Below are 24,920 nucleotides of genomic sequence, written 5' to 3' on the forward strand. Positions count from 1 at the left end.
GGATTTATGTGATTTAATGTAAACGGAAAGGCCAACAAATCCCAGGAGTTTTATCTTGTAGTCGCATTTGATTGACATGGCTTGTCCGACAATGTTAGGGATTAAAAAATTTAAAAAATATTCCAGCCTAGATCAGCCTCTTATCCTTTGTAGAGAAGGAAGGCTGATGGTAAATAAAAGAGAATCAAAAAAAACCGGAACTAATCCTCACTGATTTTTCGAAGAGGAAAACGCGCAAAAATTTGCTTAGGCTGTTTTTTGTAATGTTTTTTGGAGCAAAAGTGAGGTGCTCGGCCATAATATTTACTGTTTTCCTTAGCTGATTACCGCTTTGCTCTGTTTTAGCGGTCTTTGGTTCAGGATCTGAACCTCAAATCAAGACTAGTGAGATATCCGTTAATGAGCGAAGTTAAACCAAATTTGGACGCCACGGACCGGGCAATTATCATGGAGTTGCAGGCCGATGCCCGCAGGCCCTATAAAACCATCGCTCAAAAACTGGGTGTTTCCGAAGGCACGGTCAAGAACCGGGTGACCCGGCTCACCAGCCGGGGAATAATGAAGCTCGAGGCCAGGGTGAATCCCTGCGCCATGCCCAACCATGTGGCGGCCATGGTGGGGGTGACCCTAAAAAACAGAAGCCACAAAGAGACCATGGCCGAGATCGAGCAGACCCCAGGGGTCACCAGTGTATGGAACGCATCGGGACGCTATGATCTTTTTTTTGAGATTATGGTGGATTCCATTGACGAGCTGCACGAGTTTTTGTTTGAACGCTGTCTGGGCAGGATAGAGGGAATAGAGAGTACGGAAAGCTTTATTCTTCTTTCTTCCAATACCAAATATTTCAAGCTTTCCTAAGCATCTGCGCGCTCCACGCGCCTGGTGCGGCCGAGTGATGAAAAGGGGGAGCTGCCGGGGTTTTTCTTGGCGCTTCGTGTGTTTTTAGTTGACCAAGCGAGGTGGTTGATTTGCACCATGGCCTGGACAGCCAAAAAGGAGCACCCCTGGGCGTGATTATGAATCCGCCTATTTCCCGCATTACCTGTAATCAAAGTGAAAAAGGTCACATAACGGAACCGGAAACCGCGTATGATTTAACCCGGCGTACTTTCAGCAAGGGTTACTCTATCTACCGGATGAACTTTTTTTTCGGTCTTCCGGCCGGGAGATTTTGGAGGTGAGTCAGTGACTGACAAGACACAATCACTAAGAACTCCTCTTTATTCCTGGCACACGGACCACGGCGGCAAAATGGTGGATTTTGCCGGTTTCAGCATGCCGATCCAATATGAGGCGGGCATAGTCAGGGAACATCTGGCCTGTCGCAGGTATGCGGGTTTGTTTGATGTGAGCCACATGGGCAGGCTTGAGTTTAAGGGCTCGCAGAAAATTTCTTTTTTGCAGCATGTCTTAAGCAACAACGTCGAGGCACTTAAGCCCTGGCAGGCCCAGTACACCATGCTAACCACCCCCACCGGCGGGGCATTGGATGACGCCTTTTTGTACCGGTTTGACAAAGAGCGCTACATCCTGGTGGTGAATGCCTCCAATCTGGAAAAGGACAAGTCCTGGCTTAGGGAGCGGCTCAAGGATTTTCCGGATGCGGTCATGGAGGATATAAGCCAAAAAACCTCTCTGATTGCCCTGCAGGGCCCTTTAGCCAAACAAATACTGCAAGACCTCACGGAAGATGGCTTCCTGCCCGAGCCCAGGCGCAGCAAACTTGGGGCCCTCACCATGGCCGGGGCCAAAGTGCTGGTCTCCCGCACCGGTTACACCGGGGAACCAAACAGTTTCGAGCTCTTTGTTCCGGCTCAAAAGGTTCAGGATGTCTGGTCTGCCATATATGAAATGGGCTCTCACCTGGGGCTTAAGCCGATAGGTCTGGGCGCCAGGGACACCCTGCGCCTGGAGGCCTCGATGCCCCTTTACGGACACGAACTGGGGTTGGATGCCGAGGGATCCGAGATTCCTGTTTTTGCCCTGCCCCTGGCCCGGGTGGCGGTGAGCCTTTCGCCTTTAAAAGGCGAGTTCGTGGGCAAAAAGGCCCTGGCCGCCCAGTTCGAGGAGTTAAAAGGCCAGGATAACGGCGTTTACAATCCGAACGGACCCCTTCCGAAAAGGATTCTGTCCTTGGCCCTGTTGGATAAGGGCATTGCCCGGGCCGGGGATGAGGTTTTCCTGGGGGGTGAAAGCATAGGCAAGGTCACCAGCGGCACTTCGGTTCCCTATTGGCAGAGCAAAGGGCAGGGTGCTTTGTTTAAGCTTACCGGGGAAACAAATCGGCGTTCCCTGGCCCTGGCCTATCTCAGGGCGGACCTCAAGCCGGGCCATGAGGTACGGGTAAAGGTCCGCAAGCACAGTTTGGCCGCACAGGTGGTGAAGTCCCACGGTAGCGCGGAAGCGCCGCCCTATTTCAGGGCCTTGCCCGCGGGCTGGTCCCGTCCCGAGATCAATCCGGCTCTGGGCAGGGCGGAGAAAAAGCTTTCCGGCCTTTTAAAGGCAAGCCTCGATAATCATAAGTGGCGTCAGACCCGGTGCATCAACCTGATACCCTCTGAGATGACGCCTTCGCCTTTGGTGCGGCTTTTGACCATAACCGATCCCAGCGGTCGCTATGCCGAGCACCGGGGGCTTGAGGCCGAGCTGTTGCGCCAGGTTTTTTATTATCAGGGTACTGATTTTATTTCCCGGGTTGAAGAGGAATTGGCCAGTGAAATGGCGCTTTTCCTGGGCTGTTCCCAAGTGGAGCTACGCCCGGTTTCGGGCCAGATGGCCAATATGGCCCTTTTCAGCGCCCTGGTTAAATGGAAAAACCGTTTTGATCTTAAGAGGGAGCCTGCCCGCTTAAACGGGGTATGGACCAATCATATAGGAAACGGCGGGCATTTAAGCGCCCAGCCCATGGGTGCGCTCAGGGATTATGTGGCCAAGAACCCGGCTACTGAACGGTTTTCTGTGGTGAATTTTCCGGTGAAAAGAAAAGACCCCTTTGCCATTGACACCGACCGCCTGGGTGAACTTATGGAGCACACCCGGCCCGAGCTTGTGGTCCTGGGCAAGAGTATGGTTCTCTACCCGGAGCCTGTGGCCGAAGTGGCCGATTTGCTAAAGCAAACCGGTTGCCGGGCCATGCTGCACTATGACATGGCTCATGTGTTGGGCCTCATCGGGCCGTATTTTCAGGAGCCTTTCAAAGAGGGGGCCGATCTGGTGACCGGCTCGACCCACAAGACCTTTTTCGGGCCCCAGCGGGGGGTGGTGGCCGGTGATTTCGAGCCCAACACACCGGGATTCGAGCTGTGGGAGGCCATAGAAAACCGGAGCTTCCCCGGTATGGTGAGCAACCATCACCTTGGCACCTTGGTGGGGCTTTTGGCCGCTGTCCTGGAGATGAATGCCTTTAAAGACGCCTATCAACCTCAGGTGCTGGCCAATGCCAAGGCACTGGCCGCTTCCCTGGCCGAGAACCGGGTCAAGGTCTGCGGCGACCCCCAAAAGGGTTACACCCAGACCCACCAGGTGGTGGTGGATGTCGGTTATGGCCGGGGGATGAAGACCGCTTTATTACTTGAAAAAAACAACATCATCACCAATTACCAGGCCCTGCCCTGGGATGAAGGTTTCACCGCCAGTTCGGGACTGCGCCTGGGAGTGGCCGAGATGACCCGTTTTGGCATGAAGGAAAAGGATTTCACCCGCTTGGGCGAGTTGATGGCCCGGGTGATTATAAAGAATCAAGATGTCACGGAAGAGACGGCTCGGCTTCGCCGCAATTTTAAGGAGCTTGGCTACTGCTTCCAAGGCAAGGAGATAGAGGGCTTCAGCCAAGACTTGTTGCGTTCGTTTTGAACCCGGAGTTGAACTGAAGCGATTAAAAGCCACAGTTCCCGGCCGCACGGGATCGTCCGCTTAATTATGATATTGAGTTAATGAAAAGGAGCCTGAAATGAAAAAAAGCCTGGTATGCTTTTTTGCAGCCGCTTTTCTGCTGGTTGGTGCAAGCGCATGTTTTGCCAAGACCAAGTGGGACATGCATCTGAACTACCCCGCCAACAATTTTCATTCCGTGGGTGCCAAGGAATTTGCCGACAAGGTGAGAGAGGCAACCAACGGGGAATTGGATATCAGACTTCATCCCGGTTCCTCCCTGGGCTTCAAGGGTCCGGAACTATTAAGGGCCGTGGCCGAGGGACAGCTGGCCATCGCCGAAATCCCCACCGGCATGGTGGAGGGCGACGCGCCTTTGATGGCTTTGACTGCCCAGCCTTTTATTGCCAACACCTTCAAGGAACAGCGCAAGCTCTATGAATTGGCCAAGCCTGCCTATGCCAAGGTGCAGAAGAGGTTTAACCAGTTCACCCTGTACACCTCCTTGTGGCCCTTTGCCGGCATCTACACCCAGCGCCCGGTTAATTCGGCCGCCGATTTAAATGGCCTTAAGATGCGCGTCTACGACGGCACCGGCCTGGCCTTTGGTGACGCCGCCGGCATCGCCGCCCGCAAGATGCCCTTCAGCGAGGTTTACCCTGCCATGAAGGCCGGTCTGCTGGACTCCATGTACACCTCCAGCGTCTCGGGCGTGGATGCCAAGGCCTGGGAGATCTTGAAATACTTCACCCGCATCAACATCGTGGCCCCGGTCAACCTGATCAACGTCAATAAGGAAGCCTGGGACAAGCTGCCCAAGGACGTGCAGGAAAAGGTTCTCAAGGTCGCGGCCGAGATGGAAAACAATATGTGGGACAAAGTGGCCAAGATGGACGTCGACAGTGTGGCCACCCTGGCTAAAAACGGTATGACCGTGGTCGAGGTCAACCCCGCCTTCAGAAAAGAACTGGATGCCATGGGCGAGAAACTGCGCGCCAAGTGGGCCAAAAAGGCCGGTAAGGACGCTCAGGAGATCCTGAAAAAGTACCGCGAGGAAACCGGACGCTAGAATTTAAAGCCGCCTTTTAAATATGGCGGCTTTTATGGGATTGATAAACCGGGCAAGGCCCAAAAGGGCCTTGCCCCGCCATCCCCGGAGGGTAAAGCCGGTATGAATGCATTCGCAAGCACAATAGAAAAGATCAGCGATTGGATGGCCAAGGCCGGGGCGGTGATCTTAGGTCTGATGACCGTTCTTATCCTGGTGGAAATTTTCCTTTGGAATACTTTTTCCGCCACTACCCTGATCGCAGACGAGTACTCCGCCTATGGCCTGGCGGCAATAATTTTTTTGGCCTCGGGCTACTGCCTGAAAGAAAAGGGCCATATACGTATAACCCTGGTTTTGAGCTTTCTTTCCCCCAGGCTGCAGAGAATAATTACCTTTGTGTCCACTGCTATCTCCACGGTTTTCATGGGTTACCTGTTTTGGTACCTCTGGAAAATGATGGCCGCAGCCCATCGCTACGGCTCCACTTCGGGCACACTCACTGAAACTCCCATTTGGATACCCCAGACCATAATGCTGGTGGGCGCTCTCTCGTTTCTGCTGCAGTTTGTAGCCAGTTCGGTGCGCACCTACCAGGCAATCGGCACGGGTGAGGATGTTTTTTGAGATTGCTCATTGAATCCGTTTATTAAGGATTTCCAAATAAAATACCAAGGTGTGAGATATGGAATTTAGTTTGTTAACCATGTCCCTGGTGGTGTTCGGAGTGCTTTTTCTGGCCCTGGGCGCTGGAATATGGGTTGGTTTTGCCCTTTTCATAGTTGGGTTTGTGGGCATGACCTTTTTCGGCACCCTGCCCGCAGGCAACAATATGGCCTCTTCCGTTTGGGCAACGGTGGAGAAATGGGAATATGTGGCCCTGCCGCTATTCATATTAATGGGTGAGATCCTGTTCCGCTCGGGCATCTCGGAGAGGCTTTTCAAGTCCCTGGTTCCCTGGCTTTATCGCTTGCCCGGCGGACTTCTGCTTATGAATATCGTCTCCTGTACCCTTTTTGCCGCTGTCTCCGGCTCCAGCGCAGCCACCACGGCAACCGTGGGCCGGATCACTTTAGCCGAGTTTGACAAGCTGGGCTATGACAAGCGCATGGCCATGGGCTCTTTGGCCGGTGCGGGAACCCTGGGCTTTTTGATTCCGCCGAGCCTTATCATGATCGTCTATGCCATCTTGGCCGAGGTCTCCATCGGCAAGATGTTCATGGCGGGCATCCTTCCCGGCCTTCTGCTGGCCAGTGTTTACATTGCCTATATTATTTTTCAGGGCATCAGAAAGCCGGAGATCGCCCCCCGCATGGCCGAGAGCTATTCCTGGAGCGAGCGCTTTGTGGCCTTAAAAGACCTGGCCCCAACCATTTTCTTGATCTTGATGGTTCTGGGCAGCATCTACGCGGGCATAGCCACGCCTACCGAGGCGGCTGCCCTGGGTGTGTTCGGGGCCACGCTTTTTGCGGTCATAAACCGGCAGATGACCTGGAAGACCATGATGGAGTGCCTCATCGGCGCGGTCAAGACCAACGCCATGATAATGCTGATCGTTATCGGCGCCGGTTTCTTGAGCAGGGTCATGGGTTTCTTGGGAATCCCGGCTGCCATCACCGAGTTCATCGTGGGCCTGGGTCTTTCCCCCTACACCCTGATGGTGCTCTTGGGTCTGTTCTATATCGTGCTGGGCTGCCTTTTGGACGGTTTTTCCATTGTGGTTATGACCCTGCCGATAGCCCTGCCCATGGTTACCGCGGCTGGTTTCGACCCGGTGTGGTTCGGCATCTATCTGGTGCTCATGGTTGAGGTGAGTCAGATCACCCCGCCGGTTGGATTCAACCTGTTTGTAATTCAGGGACTGACCGGCGAGCCTATCATGAAGATAGCCCGTTATGCCTTCCCCTTCTTTTTCCTTATGCTTTTTACTACCGCTATCTTAACCATATTCCCGGATATCGCCTTGTTCCTGCCGAATATCATGGTGGGCAAGTAGCGTTTCGGGTCTTTAAATAGGAGAGCTGAGAAAATGGCAACACAATGGTTGCAGGAGAAATCCTGGCTGGACGTAGAAGAGTATCTGAAAAAGGACGACCGCATCATCATCCCGGTGGGCAGCACCGAGCAGCACGGCTGCTTTGCCGCTTTGGGTACGGATACCTATGTGGCCTCCACCCTGGCCGAGGACGCCAGCGACAAGACCGGTGTCCTGGTTACTCCGCCGGTGTGGTACGGCTGGAGCCCCCATCACCTGGCCCGTCCCGGCACGGTGAGTGTGCGGGCCGAGGTGTTGATCGAACTTTTAAGCGACATGATCGAATCCCTGGCCAGCCACGGCTTTAAAAAGTTTGTGGTGATCAACGGTCACCGGATCGTGAATATCTCCTGGATGCAGATCGCCGCTGAAAGGGCCCAGAGGGAGAATCAGGTCAAGGTGGCGATTTTTGACCCGGCCTTTATGAGCAAGGAGATCTCCAAGGAACTGGGCTTTGGCCCCATCGGCCATGCCGAGGAGATCGAGATTTCCCATATGCTCTACCGCTACCCCGAGCTGGTGGATATCGAAAAGGCCAAGGATAACCCCAAAAAGGATGAACCCCTTTATCACCTGGATCCCCACGATCCCAGGGACACCCTGTGCTATGTGCCGGCCACCATGGAAGACATGCTCGGAACCTATGAAGCCACCGGCGACACGGTCGGCGGATGCCCCACTCAGTCTTCGGCAGACAAGGGCAAGAAATACCATGACCATGTGGTGGGCAGGCTGGTTCAGGTGTTGGATATGTTGAAGGACTAATCGGTTCTAAAGCACGGTCCGGATTGAGCAGATAAAAACCGGAGCTTGGCGTTGGCCAGGCTCCGGTTTTTTAATTTTCGGGAAGGTGCTCTTAAAACAGGCGCTTCTGCGCCCCCATGGTGGGGGTGAGCCCCAGGTGGTCATAGGCCCTTTTGGTGGCCACCCGGCCCTGGGAAGTGCGTTTGATAAAGCCCTGCTGAATCAGGTAGGGCTCATAGACCTCTTCCAGGGTGTGGGCCTCCTCACTAACCGAGGCGGCCAGGGTTCCGAGCCCCACAGGGCCTCCGTCGAATTTTTGTATGATGGCGCTCATCATCTCCCGGTCGAGCCGGTCCAAGCCGTGGCTGTCCACCCCCAGCCTGCCGAGGGCATAGTCGGCCAGCTCCCTGTCCACCTTGCCGTCCGCCTGGACCTGGGCAAAGTCCCGCACTCTTTTCAACAGCCGGTTGGCCACCCTGGGGGTGGCGCGGGAGCGTTTGGCTATCTCCATGGCCCCTGCTTTTTCAATCTCAAGTCCCAGTATCTTGGCTGAGCGGAGTACGATTTCGGCCAACTGGTCCGGGGTGTAGAAATCCACCCGCACCTGCACTCCGAAACGGTCCCGCATGGGAGGGGTCAGAAGACCGGCCCTGGTGGTGGCTCCCACCAGGGTGAAGGGAGGCAGATCCAGCTTGACGGTCCTGGCGCTGGGCCCCTGGCCGATAACGATATCCAGATGAAAATCCTCCATGGCCGGGTAGAGGGTCTCTTCGACCACCCGGTTCAGACGATGGATTTCATCTACAAAAAGCACATCCTTGGGGCGCAGGTTGGTGAGGATGGCCGCCAGGTCCCCGGCCCGTTCCAGGACCGGGCCGCTGGTGGCGGTAAGCCCAACCTCCAGCTCGCTGGCCAGGATGTTGGCCATGGTTGTTTTGCCCAGGCCGGGATGGCCGTGCAAAAGCACATGGTCCAGGGCTTCGCCCCTTTGCCTGGCCGCCTGGATAAAAACCGCCAGGTTTGCCTTGGCCTCGTCCTGGCCTATGTATTCGGCCAGGGTTTTAGGGCGCAGGTTTTCCATGACCAGGTCGTCTTCCTGGGGCGCTCCATCCACCAGCCTCTGGTCAAAATATTCCTGGCTCAATTGTTCCACCATTTATGCGGGTTTTGGGATCAAAAGATGAGTTTCCGGCATCAGTTTACGCCATAAAGTCGGCCCGGACAAACCTTTGGGTTGTTTCCTAGCCCGCCCCTTTCAGGGCTTTGCGCAGAAGATCCTCAACCGTGGCCGGGCCGTCCAGGGCCTGGGCGGCCTTGTCCACCATTTTCTGGGCCTGGTTTTCAGGATAGCCCAGGTTGGTCAGGGCGCTAAGAGCGTCTTCCAGGGCGGAAAGCGGGGCCTCCGCGGCCAGGGGCGCTATCTGTTCCGCCGCCTGGGGCAGCTTGCCTTCCAGTTCCAAGAGCAGGCGGGCCGCGGTTTTTTTACCGATTCCGGGAATGTTAACCAGCCTGCCGGTGTTTTTGGTCTGCACGGCCTGCCACAACTCGGCGCTGGTGATGCCGCTTAAAATGGAGAGCGCCAGCTTGGGCCCCACCTTGCTCACCGAGGTGAGCAGGGCGAATGTCGACTTCTCCTCGCCGGTGGTGAAGCCGTAGAGGTGGATGGCGTCTTCCCTGACCACGGTGTGAATATTAAGTTCCACTTCCTGCCCCGGTTGGGGAAGCTCGTAAAAACTGGTGAGGCTTAAAAAGACCCTGTAGCCCACTCCGCCCACATCCACAATCACCTGATCCGGGTGGCGGGAGATTAAAACTCCCTTAAGCCTGGCGATCATTTGCAGCGCTCCAACATGGCGTTAATTTTTCTGGTGTTCAAATGGGTTATGGCCAGGGCCAAGGCGTCGGTGGCGTCAAGCCCCAGGTCCAGGGGCTTGCCGAGGATCTGAATGGTCATGGCCCGCACCTGCTCCTTGGTGGCCCGCCCGTTGCCCACCAGGGCCTTTTTTACGGAAGTGGGTGTATATTCAAAAACTTCCAGCCCAGACAATGAAGATGCCAAAAGGGCCACTCCCCGAGCATGCCCCAGAATAAGGGCGGTTCGGGCGTTTTTATAGGTAAAAATGCCCTCCACCGCCATTTCGACCGGAGATGTGCGGCCGATAATCTGGGTCAGCTTTTCAAAAATCGCCAAAAGGCGCGTGTTAAGCGGCTTTTTGGCTGGAGCGTGGATGGTTCCGGCGGCCAGCAGTCTGAAGTCGTTGGGCCGGCTCCCGGGTTCCACCACCGCATAACCGGTATGATGGCTGCCCGGGTCCAGCCCTAACACCCTGGGGCCAAAAGGCACGAGGCTCTGATCCCTAGGAGTCTAGAGAGGCCATAACCTCGTCCGGAATATCAAAGTTGGAGTAGACCGCCTGCACGTCGTCACCGTCGTCCAAGGCTTCCATAAGCTTAAGCACCTTGCCCGCCTCGGCGGGATCTGTGATCTCAACCGTGGTGGAGGGAAGCTTGGTAACCTCGGCGCTCAAGGGGGTGAGGCCCGCTTCGGTAAAGGCCTGGCTCAAGGCCTCGAAATCGGAGGGCTCACAGCGCACTTCAAAGGTGTCGCCTTCATCGGTGACATCTTCCGCGCCTGCCTCAAGGCCGATCTCCATCAGCTGGTCCTCATCGGCTTCGTCCTTGGCAAAGGAGAAAAGGCCTTTGGACTCAAATAGATAGCCCACAGCACCGGATTTGGCCAGGGAACCGCCCCTTTTGGTTAAAAGGTGGCGCACCTCGGCCGCAGCCCGGTTTTTGTTGTCTGTTACGCATTCGATCAGAAAGGCCACACCGCCGGGGCCATAGCCTTCATAGGTGATCTCTTCGTAGGTTACGCCCTCAAGCTCGCCGGTGCCTTTTTTAATGGCCCTTTCGATATTGTCTTTGGGCATGTTCTGGGACTTGGCCGCCGCAACTGCGGTTCTCAGGCGGGAGTTGGCGTCAATGTCGCCTCCGCCCATTTTGGCGGCTATGGTGAGCTCCCGCATCAAGCGGGTGAAAATCTGCCCGCGCTTGGCATCGGCAGCGCCCTTTTTACGTTTAATCGTGCTCCATTTGCTATGACCGGACATGTCTTAAGCCCCCGTGCGTCTAAATATGGTTATGGGGTTTTTATCAACCAAGCCTGCCCCGGGGTCTGGAACGCTATTTGAGCCCCATACCCAGCAGGTATATTTCCTTGCTCTTTGACTTGCTGGCCGAAGGCTTGTGGGCCTTGCCCAGCTTAAAAGCTATTTTAACCTTTTTGATCAGATCATCGGTGCCCGCACCGAAAAAAACTTTGGTCACCAGCCCACCGCCGGGTTTTAAAAGCTCCCGGGCCAGGTCAAAGGCCTTTTCAGCCATGGCCACACTTTTATCCACATCTGCATGGTGCACACCCGTGGTGCGGGGTGCGGCGTCAGACAGGATCAGGTCAAAGGATTCGGCGTATTTTCTGAAATCATCCGCTTTAAGATTAAAAAGATCGGTTTGGATGAATCGTGTGTTGGCGCTTTGGGCCACGGCCAGGGGTTGGATATCCACCCCGACCACCAATCCCTTGGGCCCCACCTTACGGGATACATATTGCATCCAGGATCCGGGGTGGCACCCTAAGTCCACAACTTTCATACCTGATTTCAGAATGTGGTAGCGCCGGTCGATCTCTTCGAGCTTGTAGATCGAGCGTGCGGCGTAGCCTTCCTTCTTGGCCTTGTGATAATAGTTGTCTAAGTTTGAACGGGTCATGGCTGACCAAATGTAGCATAGGCGGCAGGTAGGGGCAAGTGGTCAGTGTAACTGGGTATAAGCCAAAAGTAAGCTTTTTTTGCAGAAAGTGTATTTTTTTTCTAACCGGCCTTGCATCTTGGTAATCCGATGCTTACCATTCATTCCGTTGGCACTCATAGTCCGAGAGTGCCAATCAATACCGGATCAAGTTAAAGGATGCCCTGTAAGAGGGCAACGCTATGTAAACATTAATTATCTCTGTCTGACCAAGGAGGAGAGGGTAAGATGCAAATCAAACCTCTGCAGGATCGCGTTATCGTAAAGCGCCTGGAAGAAGAAGAAAAGACCGCAGGCGGCATCATCATTCCCGACACTGCCAAAGAAAAACCCCAGCAGGGTAAAGTCCTGGCCGTGGGTCCGGGCAAGGTGCTGGAAGGCGGCACCCGCGTTGATCTTACCGTCAAGGAAGGCGACGTGGTTTTGTTCGGCAAGTACGCCGGCAGCGAAGTCAAGATCGACGGCGAAGAGCTTCTGATCATGCGCGAAGACGACATCCTGGGAATCGTGGGCTGATCTCGCCCTGTCTCTAGGCAGGGCCCAATAAGGCCCGCTAGTTAGACCCGCAGGATAAAGACATTAAAAAAGAAGCCCTTTATGCGGCTTGTAAGAGGAGTTTTAGGAAATGGCCAAAGAACTGAAGTACGACGTCAAAGCCCGCGAAGCTATTATGCGCGGCGTAGACACCCTGGCTAACGCTGTCAAGGTCACCCTGGGCCCCAAGGGCCGCAACGTGGTGATCGAAAAAGCCTTTGGTTCCCCCAACATCACCAAAGACGGCGTGACCGTGGCCAAAGAGATCGAGCTGGAAGACAAGTTCGAGAATATGGGCGCCCAGATGGTCAAGGAAGTTGCTTCCAAGACTTCTGACGTGGCCGGCGACGGCACCACCACCGCCACCATTTTGGCCCAGTGCATCTACCGTGAAGGCTCCAAGCTGGTTGCCGCCGGTCACAACCCCATGGCCATCAAGCGCGGCATCGACAAGGCCGTGGCCGCCGTGGTCGCCGAGCTGAAGAACATCAGCAAGGCCACCAAGGACCAGCAGGAAATCGCCCAGGTCGGCACCATCAGCGCCAACAACGACGCCACCATCGGCAACATCATTGCCGAGGCCATGAACAAGGTCGGCAAAGAGGGCGTGATCACAGTGGAAGAGGCCAAGTCCATGGACACCACCTTGGACGTGGTTGAGGGCATGCAGTTTGACCGCGGCTACCTCTCCCCCTATTTTGTGACCGATCCCGAGAAGATGGAAGCCAACTTAGAGGATCCCTTCATCCTGATCCACGAGAAAAAAATCGCCAATATGAAAGACCTGCTGCCCGTGCTGGAGCAGGTTGCCAAGATGAATCGTCCCCTGATCATCGTGGCCGAGGATGTCGAGGGCGAAGCCCTGGCCACCCTGGTGGTGAACAAGCTGCGCGGCACCCTGAACGTGGCTGCTGTCAAGGCTCCCGGCTTTGGCGACCGCAGGAAGGCCATGCTGGAAGACATCGCCATTTTGACCGGCGGCCAGGTGTTGAGCGAGGATCTGGGTGTCAAGCTTGAAAGCGCCACCTTGAACGACCTGGGTACTGCCAAGCGCGTCACCATTGACAAAGACAACACCACCATCGTTGACGGCGGCGGCTCTCGCGAGGATCTGGAAGGCCGCGTTAAGACCATTCGCGCCCAGATCGAAGAGACCACCAGCGACTATGACCGCGAGAAGCTGCAGGAGCGCCTGGCCAAACTGATCGGCGGCGTGGCCGTGATCAATGTCGGCGCAGCCACCGAGACCGAGATGAAGGAAAAGAAAGCCCGCGTGGAAGACGCCCTGAACGCCACCCGCGCCGCAGTGGAAGAGGGCATCGTGCCTGGCGGCGGCGTGGCTCTCTTGCGTTGCCACACGGCTCTGGAAAGCCTGGAGACTACCGGCGTCGAGAGCTTTGGCGCTGCCATTATCCGTCGCGCCCTGGAAGAGCCCCTGCGCCAGATCGCCAACAACGCCGGCGCCGAAGGTTCCGTGGTTGTGGAGCATGTTAAAGGCCAGGAAGGCGCCGAGGGCTACAACGCTGATTCCGAGGTCTACGAGGACCTGCTGAAGGCCGGCGTCATCGATCCTACCAAGGTGACCCGTTTTGCCCTGCAGAACGCTGCCAGCGTCTCCAGCCTGCTTCTGACCACCGAGTGCATGATCGCCGACAAGCCCAAGGATGACAAGGGCGGCGCTCCGGCCATGCCCGGCGGTATGGGCGGCATGGGCGGCATGGGCGGAATGTACTAGGAAACACCGCCTAGATAAGGGCCAAGGCTTCCTTGGCCCGCCTTTATCCGAAAAGATAAAAGCCCGGTCAGGTTTTCAAAGCCTGACCGGGCTTTTTAAGTTTAAGGTTTTTTATTTAAGAAAGCGCACGAGACAGGGCCTGGTCCATATCGTTTATAAGGTCTTCTATCTCTTCGATCCCCAGCGAAAGTCTCAAAAGGCTGTCTGTCACCCCTTCGGCCTGCCTTTGCTCCGGGGAAAGGTGGACATGGGAGGTTTGGCAAGGCAGGCAGATGAGTGATTCCACTCCGCCCAGGCTGATGGCCGGGATGGTGACCTTAAGCGAACTCATGAGCCTGGCCGCCTCTTTTGGGCCTGCGGCCAGCTCAAAGGAGAGCATGCCGCCCATACCCTTCATCTGTTTTTGAGCCACCTCATGGCCGGGGTGATTGTTTAACCCCGGATAATATACTTTTTTCACCCGTTTATCCTTGGCAAGAAAATCGGCCATTTGGGCGGCGTTTTGGTTTTGCCTGGCCACCCTGATCCCCAGGGTCTTGAGGCCCCGCTCCAAAAGCTGGCAATCCTGCATATTCAGGCTTCCGCCCAGATTAACCATGACCTGATGGACTTTTTGCATGTGTTTTTGGCTTGCGGCTATGGCCCCGCAGACCAGGTCGCTGTGTCCGTTTAGGTATTTGGTGCCGCTGTGCACCACCATGTCTATCCCCAGTTTGAGGGGATTCTGATTCACCGGCGAGGCAAAGGTGTTGTCCGCTATGCTGATCAATCCGTTTGCCCGGGCAAGTTCCGCAATCCGGGCCAGATCGGTGATCTTTAAAAGGGGGTTATTGGGGGTCTCTACATAAATCAGCTTGGTGTTGGGCCTGATGGCCCCGGCAAAAGAGCCCGGGTCCTCGGCCAAGGCAAAGTCAAAGGAAATGCCCATGCGCTCAAGCTGATCCCGCAGAAAGTATTGGGTGCCGCCATAGAGGCCTGATTGAAAGATGAGGTGGTCGCCCTTTTGAGCAAAGGCCAAAATGGCCGTGGTTACGGCGGCCATGCCCGAAGCCAGGACCAGCCCTGCCTCGGCCCCTTCCAGGGCGGCTATTTTTTCGGCCGGAGCCTTTTGACTGGGAGTGTTGGAATACCTGGGATAGGCCACTTCCCCGGTATGGGGGTTGGGGTGAAGATAAGAGGAAGAACCATGGCAGGGCGTGTTAACCCCGCCGGTCAAGGGGTCTCTTTTGGTTCCGGCATGCACGCAGATTGTGTTGAGGCCGGGGGTGCGGGACATGGGAAAAACCTCCTGGTTTTGGCGTGATGCCGCCCCGGAGGGACCGGGACGGCGCAGGCTTTTTTATTTTTTAAAGGCTTTTTGGCGCTCTTCCGAGACAGCCAGGGCATGGCCTTCAAAGCCCTCATAGGTGGCAAGGCAATGGGCATGTTTGGCCAGTTCGTCATAAGCGGGTTTGGTGACGTAACCCACGGAAGTCATCTTGAGGAAGTCGTAGACACACAAGCAGGAGCTGGTGCGGGCCGCTCCGGAGGTGGGCAGGACCGCATTGGGGCCCAAAAGGTAGTTGCCCAGGGTGAGTGGGGTGTTTTCGCCCATGAGCACCTCGCCCGCATTTTTGACCTTGCCCAGATATTGGAAGGGTTCGGAGCTCAGCACCTCCAGGTGCTCGGGCGCATAGTCGTTTATGAATTCAAGGGCCTGGTCCATGTCCCTGGTCAGCACAATTCCGCCTTTTTCACCGGTGAGCACGGTGGATGAATACTCGGTCCGCATGGGGCCGATCTTTTCCCAGTATTCGGGAATGGCCCGAGCCGCTTTTTCGGCCACCTCCCGACTGGGGGTGATCAGGAAGGCGGAGGAATCCGGGCCGTGCTCGCTTTCTATGATAAGGTCCAGGGCCGCGATATGGGGATTGGCCGTGGAGTCCGCCAGCACAATGGATTCGCTGGGACCGGCCGGGGTGCCGGGCTGGATCAGGTCGGCCAGAAGCTGCTTGGCCGCCATGAGCCAGGGGCTGCCCGGGCCAACGATCTTGTCCGCCTTGGGCACGGTCTTTGTGCCATAGGCCACGGCGGCCACTGCCTGGGCTCCGCCACATTTATAGACGTTTTCCACTCCGGCCAGACGGGCGGCCACCAAAGTGGCGTCGTCCACCTTGCCGTCCGGACCGGGAGGGGTGACGATAAACAGGTTCGGCACCTTGGCCACTGCCGCGGGTATGGTGGTCATCATCACCACACTGGGAAAGGAGCCCTTGCCCCTGGGGATATAGCAGGCCACGGACTCAATGGGAGTGAAGCGGTCGCCGGTGAAGACTCCGGGCCTGGCCTCGGACAGGCGCAAAAGCTCGGGCACCTGGGCCTGATGAAATTCCTTTATGTTTTTAACGGCAAAGCGAATGGCTTCCATCACATCAGGTGAAAGCGTCTCAAAGGCCTTGTCAAAGTCTTCGGCACTTGCCTTTATGGTATTTTCGGTGATCTCGGCCTTGTCAAAGGCCTTGGCATAATGCACCAGGGCTGCGTCTCCCTCTTGGCGCACCTTTTCAATAATGGGTTTCACCCCTTCCAGAAAGGGGGTCATATCCGATTCCGTGCGTTTGAGCAGGTTGGCCCGCTGGGCAGGGGTGTAGATGGTAAGATCGTGTATTTTCACCGGGCCAGGCATGGTCGGCTCCTTTCATCTCTTCAAAACAGGCTGTTAAACGGCCTTGGGCCTTAAACACCAATAAGTTAACCGATTGTGGGCATTAGAACACCTGGTTTTTTTGAATAAACCGGCAAATACGTTCACCGGCGGGGGCGAGAAAGGTTTGCCCCGGCTCGGCTGTTTCCTTGCCCGGACAATTCGAACCAATTGACCGCACAAGTGTTTAGGTGTTATTAAAAATTAATGAACAACGTCTGGGTGGGGGGAAACATGTCCAGATATTTTTATGTGCCGCTTTTGATCCTGCTTTTGGTTTGCACTGCCTGTAAAGAGTCTTCTCCTTCCAAAACAGATCTTGCCTCGGGCATCAAGGCCTGTGAAGCCCACGACTATGTTACAGCCCTCAGGATATTGAAACCCCTGGCGGAAAAGGGTGATCCCAAGGCCCAGTATTACCTTTCCCTCACTCATTTGGGAGGGGCGCCCCGCTACCCTGAGTTTTCCTGGAAAAAGGGCGAAAAGTGGCTGAAAAAGGCAGAGGAACAAAAATATCCAAGGGCCCTGTTCGATGTCGCGGTTGATTGTTTCCATTCCGGCAGGGTTGATAAGTCAAAGTATCAAAAGGCAAGAGAGTATTTTTTGGAGCTGGCGGAAATGGGTGATCCCGTGGCCCTGGATTACCTGGGGGAGATGTATTTAGAGGGCAAGGGGGTGCCGATTGATCCTGCCAGGGCTGCGGACTATTTCCGCCGGGCCGACGCCCGTGGTGTGCAGAGGGCCAAAGTTAATTTGCACCAAATGTTTGACTACGGCCTTGTTTTTCCTTCTGATTATGCCCGGGCCCTTAAACATTACCGCAAAATGGCAGAGCGTAATGTTGCCGGTTTGGGTTCATATAACCTGGGGCGGATGTATCTGAAAGGCTGGGGCGTGGTTCAAAACTATGAAACAGCCGTCAAGTGGTTTGAAAGGGCCTTGGAGCGGAATTTTTATCAGGCCGCGTTTAGTCTGGGGAGCATGTATTACCAGGGGATGGGCGTGAAGGCGGACCCCGAAAAGGGCCTGCGTTATTTGCAAAGGGCCATGTTGGGCGACAATGGGGCGGGCTATTTGTATTTTTATGCCATTTACCTTAGTCGCCAAGCCGAAATCCTTCATTTTGACCAGGCTTTTAAGCTGATCAAAGATCGGGCAATAAAACAACAAGACCCCCATGCTGAATATGCCCTGGGCATGATCTTCTACCAGGGCAGGCTTGTACCCAGGGACTATTCCAAGGCGGTTTTCTGGCTGACCAAGGCGGCAGAAAAAGGCCATGCCGCGGCTCAGTACTGGCTGAGTAGATGCTATCATTACGGAAACGGTGTGTTAGAGGAAGATAAAAAGCAGAAATACTGGATTGTTAAATCCGCCTTTCAGGGAAATTTAACGGCTATGGAGATGATTTTTGGGGATGTGGGTTGTGCGCTTACCCTGGATTTCCCCAAGGATATGGAAGATGCCAAGTTGTTTTTGAATGAGGCCTTTTTAGGTGATCCCGGTTTGCAGTATCAGGCCGGTCGCATGTTTGAAATGGGGTTATTGTTTGAGCAGGACTATGCCAAGGCAGCCCATTGGTATGGCCTGGCCGCTAAAAAGGGCCATGCCCTGGCCCTGTATCGAAAGGCCCGTCTGCATCATTATGGTCAAGGGGTGAAAACCGATTATAAAAAAGCGTTTTCCGGTTATATACAGGCTGCCCTGCAAGGGGTGGAAGACGCCTACATCGGTTTAGGAGAGCTTTATCGCTTGGGTTTGGGGTGTGAAAAGGATGCGGAAATCGCCCTGACTTGGTATCAGGGCACAAGTGGAGAGAGGGCCTGGGTTAACCAGATGGTAGGAGAGATTTATGCCAAGGGCCAAGGCGTTTCCAAAAATTATTTAAAGGCAGTACATTGGTTCAAAAAGGCTGAGTTTTGTGGTTATCTTTGGGCTGAATATCGTTCTGCCGAGATGGAAGACGACGATTCCAATCACTCCCAAAAGACCCTCCTTGAAAGAACTAAATATTTGCACAAATTGGCTGAAAAAGGAGATCCCGGGGCCCAGAACAACCTGGGAGTGATTTATGCCAAGGGTGTGGGGGTTAAAAAAGATCCTGCGTCGGCCCTTAAATGGCTCAAACGTTCCGCCAGGCAGGGCAATCCAGTGGGCCTCTATAACCTTGGGGTGATGTTTTATAATGGAGATGGCGTCCCCCATGATTACCTAAGGGGATTTTATTCATTTTTGGCTTCAGCTGAAAAGGGATATGCTCAGGCTCAATATATGACAGGCTATTGTCATTACAGTAGCCATGGAGTCCCTTTAGCCACCCATCGAGCCCGAAAATGGTTTAAAAAGGCAGTTAAAAAAGAGCATCCAGGAGCATTGTATTTTACGGCCATGTTTTTAACCGGGCCTTTTGAGAGAGATAAGTATCGGTATTTAATGAAAAGAGTCTGCAAGAAAAAATATGCAAAAGCCCTTTATGCGTGGGGAGAGTATATACTTCCCAGTGATTATAAAAGAGAGCCTGAGACTGATAAAAAGGCCTTGGCCTTGATCAGGGAAGCTGCTTTAGAAGGGGTTGCCAGTGCCCAATACAGTTTGGGGGTTAATTCATTGATAAGGGCTGAAACATGGGAGCAAAGAAAAAAGGCCATGGCCTGGATAAAACAGGCTGCAGAGTCTGAGGATTATGATGCTCAGGAATATTTTGCTGAAAAGCTGACTAAAGGCGAGGATGTTGAAAAGGACTTGGTGCAGGCCTATAAATGGCTCAGACTGGCCAGAACCAAATTGGCTGTGGAAAAGACCAGAGGGCTTTTGAATGAACCTCTTTATTTTAATGCCAATAATGAGCGTGCCTATAGAGAAATAGATGATCTTGTAGTTGAAATCTCTAAAAAAATGACCCCAGAGCAGCTTAAACAGGCCGAATTTTTGACCAGAACCTGGCAACCGCCAGACAGAAAATATTATCTCACCAATTGAAATTCTATTGCCATATCTCTTGGTAAAAAATGGTGTTTTTCTTAATTTCTTCGAACCCCTTGTCAAGCTTGAGAGTGCTGCACAGTATAAGGATGCGCAATTCGCTTTGGAAAGATTTAACTATTTAATATAGTGGTTGACACTTGTTTTGGGGGGTGTGTAAATGGCTACCAGGTTCGATCACAAGGGCGGTTTCGCGGATCATGCGGCAATCAGGCGCAAACGTCGAGAAAAGACGGCGGACAAAATAGATAAAATCATTGATTGGCAGCCAATAGAAGAGTTTTTGAAAAAGAATCTTGGCCACCGCCACAATGCGGTGGGTAATCCCGCTTATCCTGCTCTTGGCATGTTCAAGGCTCTCTTGTTGCAGTCCTGGTACGGCCTATCGGATCGGGAGCTTTCCGACAATCTTGAAGACCGCATATCTTTCAGCCATTTCTGCGGTTTCAGTCTTCACCACGAGGTTCCGGACAACTCCACCATCTGCCGTTTCCGCAATCATCTTCATAAAAAGAAACCGGTTGAGCCTTTATTGGAGATGGTCAACGCCCAGATTCAGGCGGGCGGTCTGGAGATAATGGCCGGTGCCATAGTGGACGCCAGCATAATCGAAAGCGCCCGGCGGCCGCGCAAAACCCAAGATGTGATTCCCACAGATAGTGACGATGATCAGGCGGGCGGCTCTGGCGGCTATGAAGTCAAGACCAGCTATTCCAGCGATAAAGAGGCCAAGTGGACCCAAAAGGGCAACCGGTTTTACTACGGCTACAAGGTGCATATAGCGGTGGACGCGGAGCACGGTTTTATTCTTGCCGGCCATGCCACCCCGGCCAACCGGCCCGACTGTAAAGAGATGATGGCGGTGGTGAAAAAGTGCGGCCTTGAAGAGGGATCACCGGTCTTTGCCGACAAGGGCTATTACGGCCAGGAGTACAGCAAGGCGCTTTTAGATGAAGGCCTGTTTGACGGCATCATGTACAAAGCTTTCAAGAACCGACCATTGTCAGAGGCAGAGCGAAAAGTTAACCGGGCCATCAGCCGCTTCAGAGGCCGGGTGGAAAGGGCTTTCGGAACCCTCAAGAAAGACCACCGCATGGCCAGGGCCAGGTATCTTGGCGCAGCTAAGGTGGGCCTGCAACTCATGTTGGATGCCATTGCCTTTAATCTCAAGAAAGCGGCCAGGATGGCTATGGCATAGAAAAACAGTCCGATAGAGTCTTATCAAGGCCCTGTCGGGCAAGCTTAAAGCGATAAATAAACTCAAAATCAAGGTAAAACGGGACTGAAAAATCAACTTCAAGATTAAAAAGGGAAACCGGCACACCTAAAAGCGGCCGGACGATTTACGCAGCACTCTCCAAGTACCTGAAAGAACGTGGTCTCACGGGTGTAAAGCTCATCATCTCCGACGCCTGTCTGGGCCTGGTGGAATCGATCGGCGAATTTTATCCCGAGGCACAGTGGCAGCGCTGCACCGTGCACTTCTACCGCAATGTCTTCAGCCAGGTGCCCAGGGGTAAAGTGGCCGAGGTTTCTCGCATGCTAAAGGCCATACACGCCCAGGAAGACCTGGCGGCGGCAAGGGAAAAGGCCCGGGCCGTGGTGGAAAAGCTGAGGGTTATGAAGCTGAAAGCGCTGCCGATCTGCTGGAAAGGATCGTGGATCAAACACTCACCTATTACCACTTCCCCTGCGAGCACTGGCGTCGTATCCGAACCAACAACCCCATGGAGCGCATCATCCGTGAGATACGAAGGCGCATCAAGGTTGTTGGGGCCTTCCCCGATGGTGAAAGTGCTCTCATGCTGGTAGCGGCCAGACTAAGACACGTGGCTTCCACTAAATGGGGCAGCAGGAAGTACCTGAACATGGAACTACTCAACCACAGGGATTACCGCGAATCTCTCACGGGCTGACCACAACGGAGGCCGCCTCCAAAATTAAAAGCGAAAGATTATTGAGACTACCCACGGATCTTGTTGGCTAAAAGTGTTGCTAAGTAGCGCTGAAATACGAAAGCGACAAATTATCAATTTTCGTATCTTATCTGGTGAAGTTAAACATAAGAAATCTTTGTCTAATCTTCACTGAAAAAATAAATACTCTTAATATCCTTCATAAAGTGGGTTAAAAAAATAAACCAACATTTGGAAACAATAAGATCGAAAAGCGATTTTACCTATTAAATTAATGGGAAGCGATAGCCGAGGCATTGCTACAATCAGGTATATCGTTTGGTATATAAAGATTTTGCTTTATTGGTTCGATTTTGTATTTACTGTAAACATTTTTTATCTTTTGATGAAGAATTTGGCTTCTTATTCCAATCTCAAACAGAAATGGATCAGCAATAACATATTTAATATATGGATTTTTTTTGCCCTCGGGGGTCATGTTTTTTAGTCTTAAGTCTATTTTTTCGGTAATTTCGCTAAATTTTCCCGTTACGATCCCACGGTGAATAAATAAACGAATAAGACATGATGCGTCTCTAAACTGACGGCACAGAGCCAAAGCTTCACTTCCAAATGTTAATGCTTTCCGCTTATCTCTTCTGTACCAGTTTAGTTTTGCAGCTTGATATAAACAGTCAATAATGATGTTGAAGTACCAAAGTTCATTTTCTCGCTTCAAATACTCATTTCTTTTTAGTGAAGAAATAAATCCATCTAACTCTTTGATTGATACATCAATATCTTCACTTGGTATTTTTGAAGTTATCCACTTAGAGTATGATGCGTTAATCATGAGCTTGGATGCTTTGTTTATTCGTTCTTTAATGGTTTTACTTTTTAAAAAAAGTTGACTAGCTAATTCGAATTTATTACACAATAATTGAATGTTCCCCAGTCCGTGTAATGCCCACGAAAATAAGTATAAATGTTGAGAATCATTCTTATCCTCTTCTTGAAAAGCTTTTATGCTATTAATATATAAATTTTGGGCCTTCTGTAATTCAGATTGTTTAAAATAGTCTGTTGCTCTTTTTAATTTGGCTATAACCTTATATTTTTCTAAAAGATCTGGATCGATATTTTTGAATTTGTTTTCCTTAAATGATCCGTATGGGTCAACACTTTCTATTAGGTTTTTGATGTCTCCTAACTCACCATCATTGTAAAATTTTTTGTTTGTTGAGTTGATGTAGTTAAGCAGTTTGGTTTCTAACTGGTACTTTGATAGTGAAAAATTGAAATCGATGGGACTTATATTGTCCGATTCAAAAAAGTGTTTTAGTATTACTTGCCATTTACGAAAAAGAGAACATGCGTAATTGATTGTATCAAGATTTTCAGTATTCTTAACGTGGTATTTAATTGCATTGAGAAGCCAAATGATTTCTTCTTTTGCATGCCTTTTATGATTATTTTTTAGAATTTTGTTTTCGAGCTCTTCGTTTTTCCATTGAATTGCCAATGTAAGCATTAGGCTGTTCCTTTAGTGGCGGACTTCATTTTATAAAATAGAAAACTAACTATTGGGATTATATTAAAAATAAGACTATCTGCATATCTTCTAGATTCTGTTAAATTGTGCTTGATTGAATTAACACATTTCGTAAATGGTCCAGTAAATATGCCATCAGTACAAAATTTTTCATAATTTATGAAGGATGATGTGGTTTCTTTAATTGATTGTTTGAAATGGGGATGATCCTGTATTATAATTTTTAGATTATGAGTTTCCGAAGCCGGTAGGCCTTTTAGTGTCTCACTTTTAACTAAATCAACTCTTTCAATATTAAAGCTTTTTATGAACTCAGCTTTTAACGCAATGATTATTTGAGACTTCTTCTGTAATTTATATGGTTCGGTTTTGTTGTTAGATAAAGTATTAAATGTATCTTCAGCGGATAAAAGGTATTTTTCTGATTCATCATGTATTTTTTTTGCGTCAATTAGTAAATCTAAAATCGGGGTTATTTTTTCTATCGATTCAGATAAATATTCCTGTTTTTTTGCTTGATTATTAGTGTTTTTATAGTTTTGTAATAAGCCTATCATTGTGAGCATAACTGCTGCAACGTCTAGCATCTTCACTCCTTTTTGGTGTAAAATGATGACAATAGAGACTTTTTGGCTGTATTTATAACTAATTCTGTTATATTTCTAGTCGTATGTAACGTTGTGTTTGCTTTAAAAGGATATAATTTTCTATATACCCGAAGGCTATTTGAGAGACTGTCCGTGTATTGTATTTGGAAAATTTATAATCGGATCAATGAAAGATACTAATTCATATGAGTATACCAGTCAACAATTATTTTCCACTGATAATTACCTATATTTTAGGGTCATCTAAAAGTATTAAACAAAAAATTGGCGAGTTTCAATGCCGGAATAATATTGCAAAGATTTCTACTGGTAACTATCTGATTTATTAATATATTTTAATATAGTAGAGATGATGACTTATGAGTCAGAAAATAAAAACTATATAAAGAAAAAGAGTTAAAAAGGTTTAGGCAGTACAGTGATGATACTGGCCTGACAGTCGCCTTCTACAGGGTAGGTTTTTAAGCCGCCTTTTTGGCCTTTTTATTTTTCAGCCCATCCGTGAAAGCCTTATAGGGCGTCCTCCCGTTCATATTGCGGCCTTGGTGGGGCCGCTTCATGTTGCAAAGATTCAAGTAGTTTTCCAGATCCTTTTGCATTTCATCGACAGATTCATACCATTTCTTCCGGCCCATGATACGGAAATGTTCATCCAACAATGTGCGGTGAAGTCTCTCTACAAAACCGTTGGACTGGGGACGTCGCACCTTGGTTGTTCGGTGCTCGTGCCTTCCAGTTGCCGAAAAAGTTCGTAAGGGTGACGATCTCCACGCCCACAAAATCCCCTGCCAGTATCACTGAGAATGGTTGTGATTTCAGTGTGATGCTGTTCGAAGAATGGCAGCACGTCGGTATTGAGCACGTGGACTCCTGTCACCGGTAGCTTGGAAGTATAGAGCCTGCCCCAGGCATAGCGGCTGTGGCAGTCGATCACTGATTGCAGGTAAACCTTGCCCACGCCTTTTAGGGTGCCCACAAAGAAGGTGTCCACGGCCACCAAGTCTCCCACACCCTTGGTTTCGATGTGGCGCTCACGAAATTCCGGGCTGAATCGCTCCAATAGGGAGACTGTCTTGCTTTCTGTGTATGAGCCAATTGCGGATTTGATTTACGATTTCAATTTTGCACCGCGCGAATTCTTTCGTCAAATAAGATAGCGAATAGATTCATGCCTGCGGTCCAATCCTTTGGTGGCCTCTTCCACTTTTCCGCCAGGTTTTTGATGGCAAGGTAAAGCAGCTTGGTGGCGGCCTGATCATTGGGGAAATGCCCCCTGGTTTTAACCGGGTTGGGATTGAAAAAGTCCGGGATGGTCTTTTTCAACAGCCTGTGAGTCGTTCTACGGTTTTTCTTTGCCAAGGGAAGTGTTTTGAAGATGCGGCGATCCCAAAGGCCTCATGGCCCTGCCTTTTATCCCAGGCCGC

Annotated in this window: 19 protein-coding genes and 3 pseudogenes; 11 read left to right on the plus strand and 11 right to left on the minus strand. The window is 51.8% G+C overall.

The features are described 5' to 3' along the window. The first annotated feature begins 399 nt into the window (after nucleotides 1-399). From X474_RS25280 to X474_RS25310, 6 genes are all read left to right on the plus strand, one after another. Nucleotides 400-861 carry an Lrp/AsnC family transcriptional regulator gene (locus X474_RS25280; RefSeq protein WP_044352939.1) on the plus strand — a complete coding sequence of 154 codons (462 nt, stop codon included), beginning with the start codon at nucleotides 400-402 and terminating at the stop codon, nucleotides 859-861. A gap of 327 nt (nucleotides 862-1,188) precedes the next feature. Then, on the plus strand, nucleotides 1,189-3,855 hold the full coding sequence (gcvT, locus tag X474_RS25290) for a glycine cleavage system aminomethyltransferase GcvT (protein WP_197282275.1): 2,667 nt from the start codon (nucleotides 1,189-1,191) through the stop codon (nucleotides 3,853-3,855). A gap of 97 nt (nucleotides 3,856-3,952) precedes the next feature. Further along, on the plus strand, nucleotides 3,953-4,942 hold the full coding sequence (locus X474_RS25295; RefSeq protein WP_052515644.1) for a TRAP transporter substrate-binding protein: 990 nt from the start codon (nucleotides 3,953-3,955) through the stop codon (nucleotides 4,940-4,942). A gap of 102 nt (nucleotides 4,943-5,044) precedes the next feature. Next, nucleotides 5,045-5,548 (plus strand): TRAP transporter small permease subunit, encoded by a 504-nt coding sequence (locus X474_RS25300; RefSeq protein ID WP_044352943.1) that lies wholly within the window; start codon nucleotides 5,045-5,047, stop codon nucleotides 5,546-5,548. 58 nt (nucleotides 5,549-5,606) lie between these two features. Next, nucleotides 5,607-6,917: a TRAP transporter large permease gene (locus X474_RS25305; RefSeq protein ID WP_044352944.1), complete on the plus strand. Its 1,311-nt coding sequence runs from the start codon at nucleotides 5,607-5,609 to the stop codon at nucleotides 6,915-6,917. A gap of 33 nt (nucleotides 6,918-6,950) precedes the next feature. Continuing rightward, nucleotides 6,951-7,721, plus strand: a complete 771-nt coding sequence (locus tag X474_RS25310) for a creatininase family protein (protein WP_044352945.1) — start codon at nucleotides 6,951-6,953, stop codon at nucleotides 7,719-7,721. Between the two features lie 91 nt (nucleotides 7,722-7,812). Here the strand turns inward: X474_RS25310 and ruvB are convergent, their stop codons facing one another. The 5 genes from ruvB to X474_RS25335 all read right to left on the minus strand — a co-directional run bounded on the left by ruvB (nucleotide 7,813) and on the right by X474_RS25335 (nucleotide 11,468). Next, complete coding sequence (ruvB, locus tag X474_RS25315; protein ID WP_231688382.1) at nucleotides 7,813-8,844, minus strand: Holliday junction branch migration DNA helicase RuvB; 1,032 nt, start codon at nucleotides 8,842-8,844, stop codon at nucleotides 7,813-7,815. Nucleotides 8,845-8,941: 97 nt separating this feature from the next. Further along, on the minus strand, nucleotides 8,942-9,535 hold the full coding sequence (gene ruvA / locus X474_RS25320) for a Holliday junction branch migration protein RuvA (RefSeq protein ID WP_044352947.1): 594 nt from the start codon (nucleotides 9,533-9,535) through the stop codon (nucleotides 8,942-8,944). Next, complete coding sequence (gene ruvC, locus X474_RS25325) at nucleotides 9,532-10,044, minus strand: crossover junction endodeoxyribonuclease RuvC (protein WP_044352949.1); 513 nt, start codon at nucleotides 10,042-10,044, stop codon at nucleotides 9,532-9,534. The genes ruvA and ruvC overlap by 4 nt, the downstream gene beginning before the upstream one ends. 13 nt (nucleotides 10,045-10,057) lie before the next feature. Next, nucleotides 10,058-10,810, minus strand: a complete 753-nt coding sequence (locus X474_RS25330; RefSeq protein ID WP_044352950.1) for a YebC/PmpR family DNA-binding transcriptional regulator — start codon at nucleotides 10,808-10,810, stop codon at nucleotides 10,058-10,060. A gap of 73 nt (nucleotides 10,811-10,883) precedes the next feature. Then, a complete protein-coding gene (locus X474_RS25335) occupies nucleotides 10,884-11,468 on the minus strand; it encodes an SAM-dependent methyltransferase (RefSeq protein ID WP_044352951.1) in 585 nt (194 codons plus the stop codon). A 267-nt stretch (nucleotides 11,469-11,735) separates the two neighbouring features. Between X474_RS25335 and groES the strand changes: the two genes are divergently transcribed. Together groES and groL are read left to right on the plus strand one after the other, a co-directional pair. After that, a complete protein-coding gene (gene groES, locus X474_RS25340; protein ID WP_044352952.1) occupies nucleotides 11,736-12,023 on the plus strand; it encodes a co-chaperone GroES in 288 nt (95 codons plus the stop codon). A gap of 109 nt (nucleotides 12,024-12,132) precedes the next feature. Next, nucleotides 12,133-13,776, plus strand: a complete 1,644-nt coding sequence (groL, locus tag X474_RS25345; RefSeq protein ID WP_044352953.1) for a chaperonin GroEL — start codon at nucleotides 12,133-12,135, stop codon at nucleotides 13,774-13,776. Between the two features lie 115 nt (nucleotides 13,777-13,891). Here groL and X474_RS25350 read toward each other — a convergent pair whose 3' ends face one another. Beyond that, nucleotides 13,892-15,052: a trans-sulfuration enzyme family protein gene (locus X474_RS25350; protein ID WP_044352954.1), complete on the minus strand. Its 1,161-nt coding sequence runs from the start codon at nucleotides 15,050-15,052 to the stop codon at nucleotides 13,892-13,894. Between the two features lie 63 nt (nucleotides 15,053-15,115). Further along, nucleotides 15,116-16,441: a histidinol dehydrogenase gene (hisD, locus tag X474_RS25355; protein ID WP_044352955.1), complete on the minus strand. Its 1,326-nt coding sequence runs from the start codon at nucleotides 16,439-16,441 to the stop codon at nucleotides 15,116-15,118. A 252-nt stretch (nucleotides 16,442-16,693) separates the two neighbouring features. On the opposite strand from hisD, the gene X474_RS25360 reads away from it, so the two are divergent. The 3 genes and pseudogenes from X474_RS25360 to X474_RS25900 all read left to right on the plus strand — a co-directional run. Further along, nucleotides 16,694-19,438: a tetratricopeptide repeat protein gene (locus tag X474_RS25360; protein ID WP_197282276.1), complete on the plus strand. Its 2,745-nt coding sequence runs from the start codon at nucleotides 16,694-16,696 to the stop codon at nucleotides 19,436-19,438. A 163-nt stretch (nucleotides 19,439-19,601) separates the two neighbouring features. Then, nucleotides 19,602-20,639 (plus strand): IS5 family transposase, encoded by a 1,038-nt coding sequence (locus tag X474_RS25365; RefSeq protein ID WP_052515645.1) that lies wholly within the window; start codon nucleotides 19,602-19,604, stop codon nucleotides 20,637-20,639. Nucleotides 20,640-20,767: 128 nt separating this feature from the next. Continuing rightward, a pseudogene (locus tag X474_RS25900) lies at nucleotides 20,768-21,357 on the plus strand (IS256 family transposase); the annotation flags it as partial. A gap of 271 nt (nucleotides 21,358-21,628) precedes the next feature. Here the strand turns inward: X474_RS25900 and X474_RS25380 are convergent. The 4 genes and pseudogenes from X474_RS25380 to X474_RS25395 form a co-directional block, all read right to left on the minus strand. Further along, the gene (locus X474_RS25380; RefSeq protein WP_044352957.1) at nucleotides 21,629-22,867 is read right to left on the minus strand and encodes a tetratricopeptide repeat protein; all 1,239 of its coding nucleotides are present in this window, start codon (nucleotides 22,865-22,867) and stop codon (nucleotides 21,629-21,631) included. Beyond that, nucleotides 22,867-23,475 (minus strand): hypothetical protein, encoded by a 609-nt coding sequence (locus X474_RS25385; RefSeq protein WP_044352958.1) that lies wholly within the window; start codon nucleotides 23,473-23,475, stop codon nucleotides 22,867-22,869. The genes X474_RS25380 and X474_RS25385 overlap by 1 nt, the downstream gene beginning before the upstream one ends. A 482-nt stretch (nucleotides 23,476-23,957) precedes the next feature. Next, nucleotides 23,958-24,565, minus strand: a pseudogene (locus X474_RS25390) (integrase core domain-containing protein); the annotation flags it as partial. Nucleotides 24,566-24,612: 47 nt separating this feature from the next. Then, nucleotides 24,613-24,780: pseudogene (locus tag X474_RS25395) on the minus strand (IS256 family transposase); the annotation flags it as partial. Nucleotides 24,781-24,920 lie beyond the last annotated feature (140 nt).

This window comes from Dethiosulfatarculus sandiegensis (assembly GCF_000931935.2).
GTDB lineage: Bacteria > Desulfobacterota > Desulfarculia > Desulfarculales > Desulfarculaceae > Dethiosulfatarculus > Dethiosulfatarculus sandiegensis.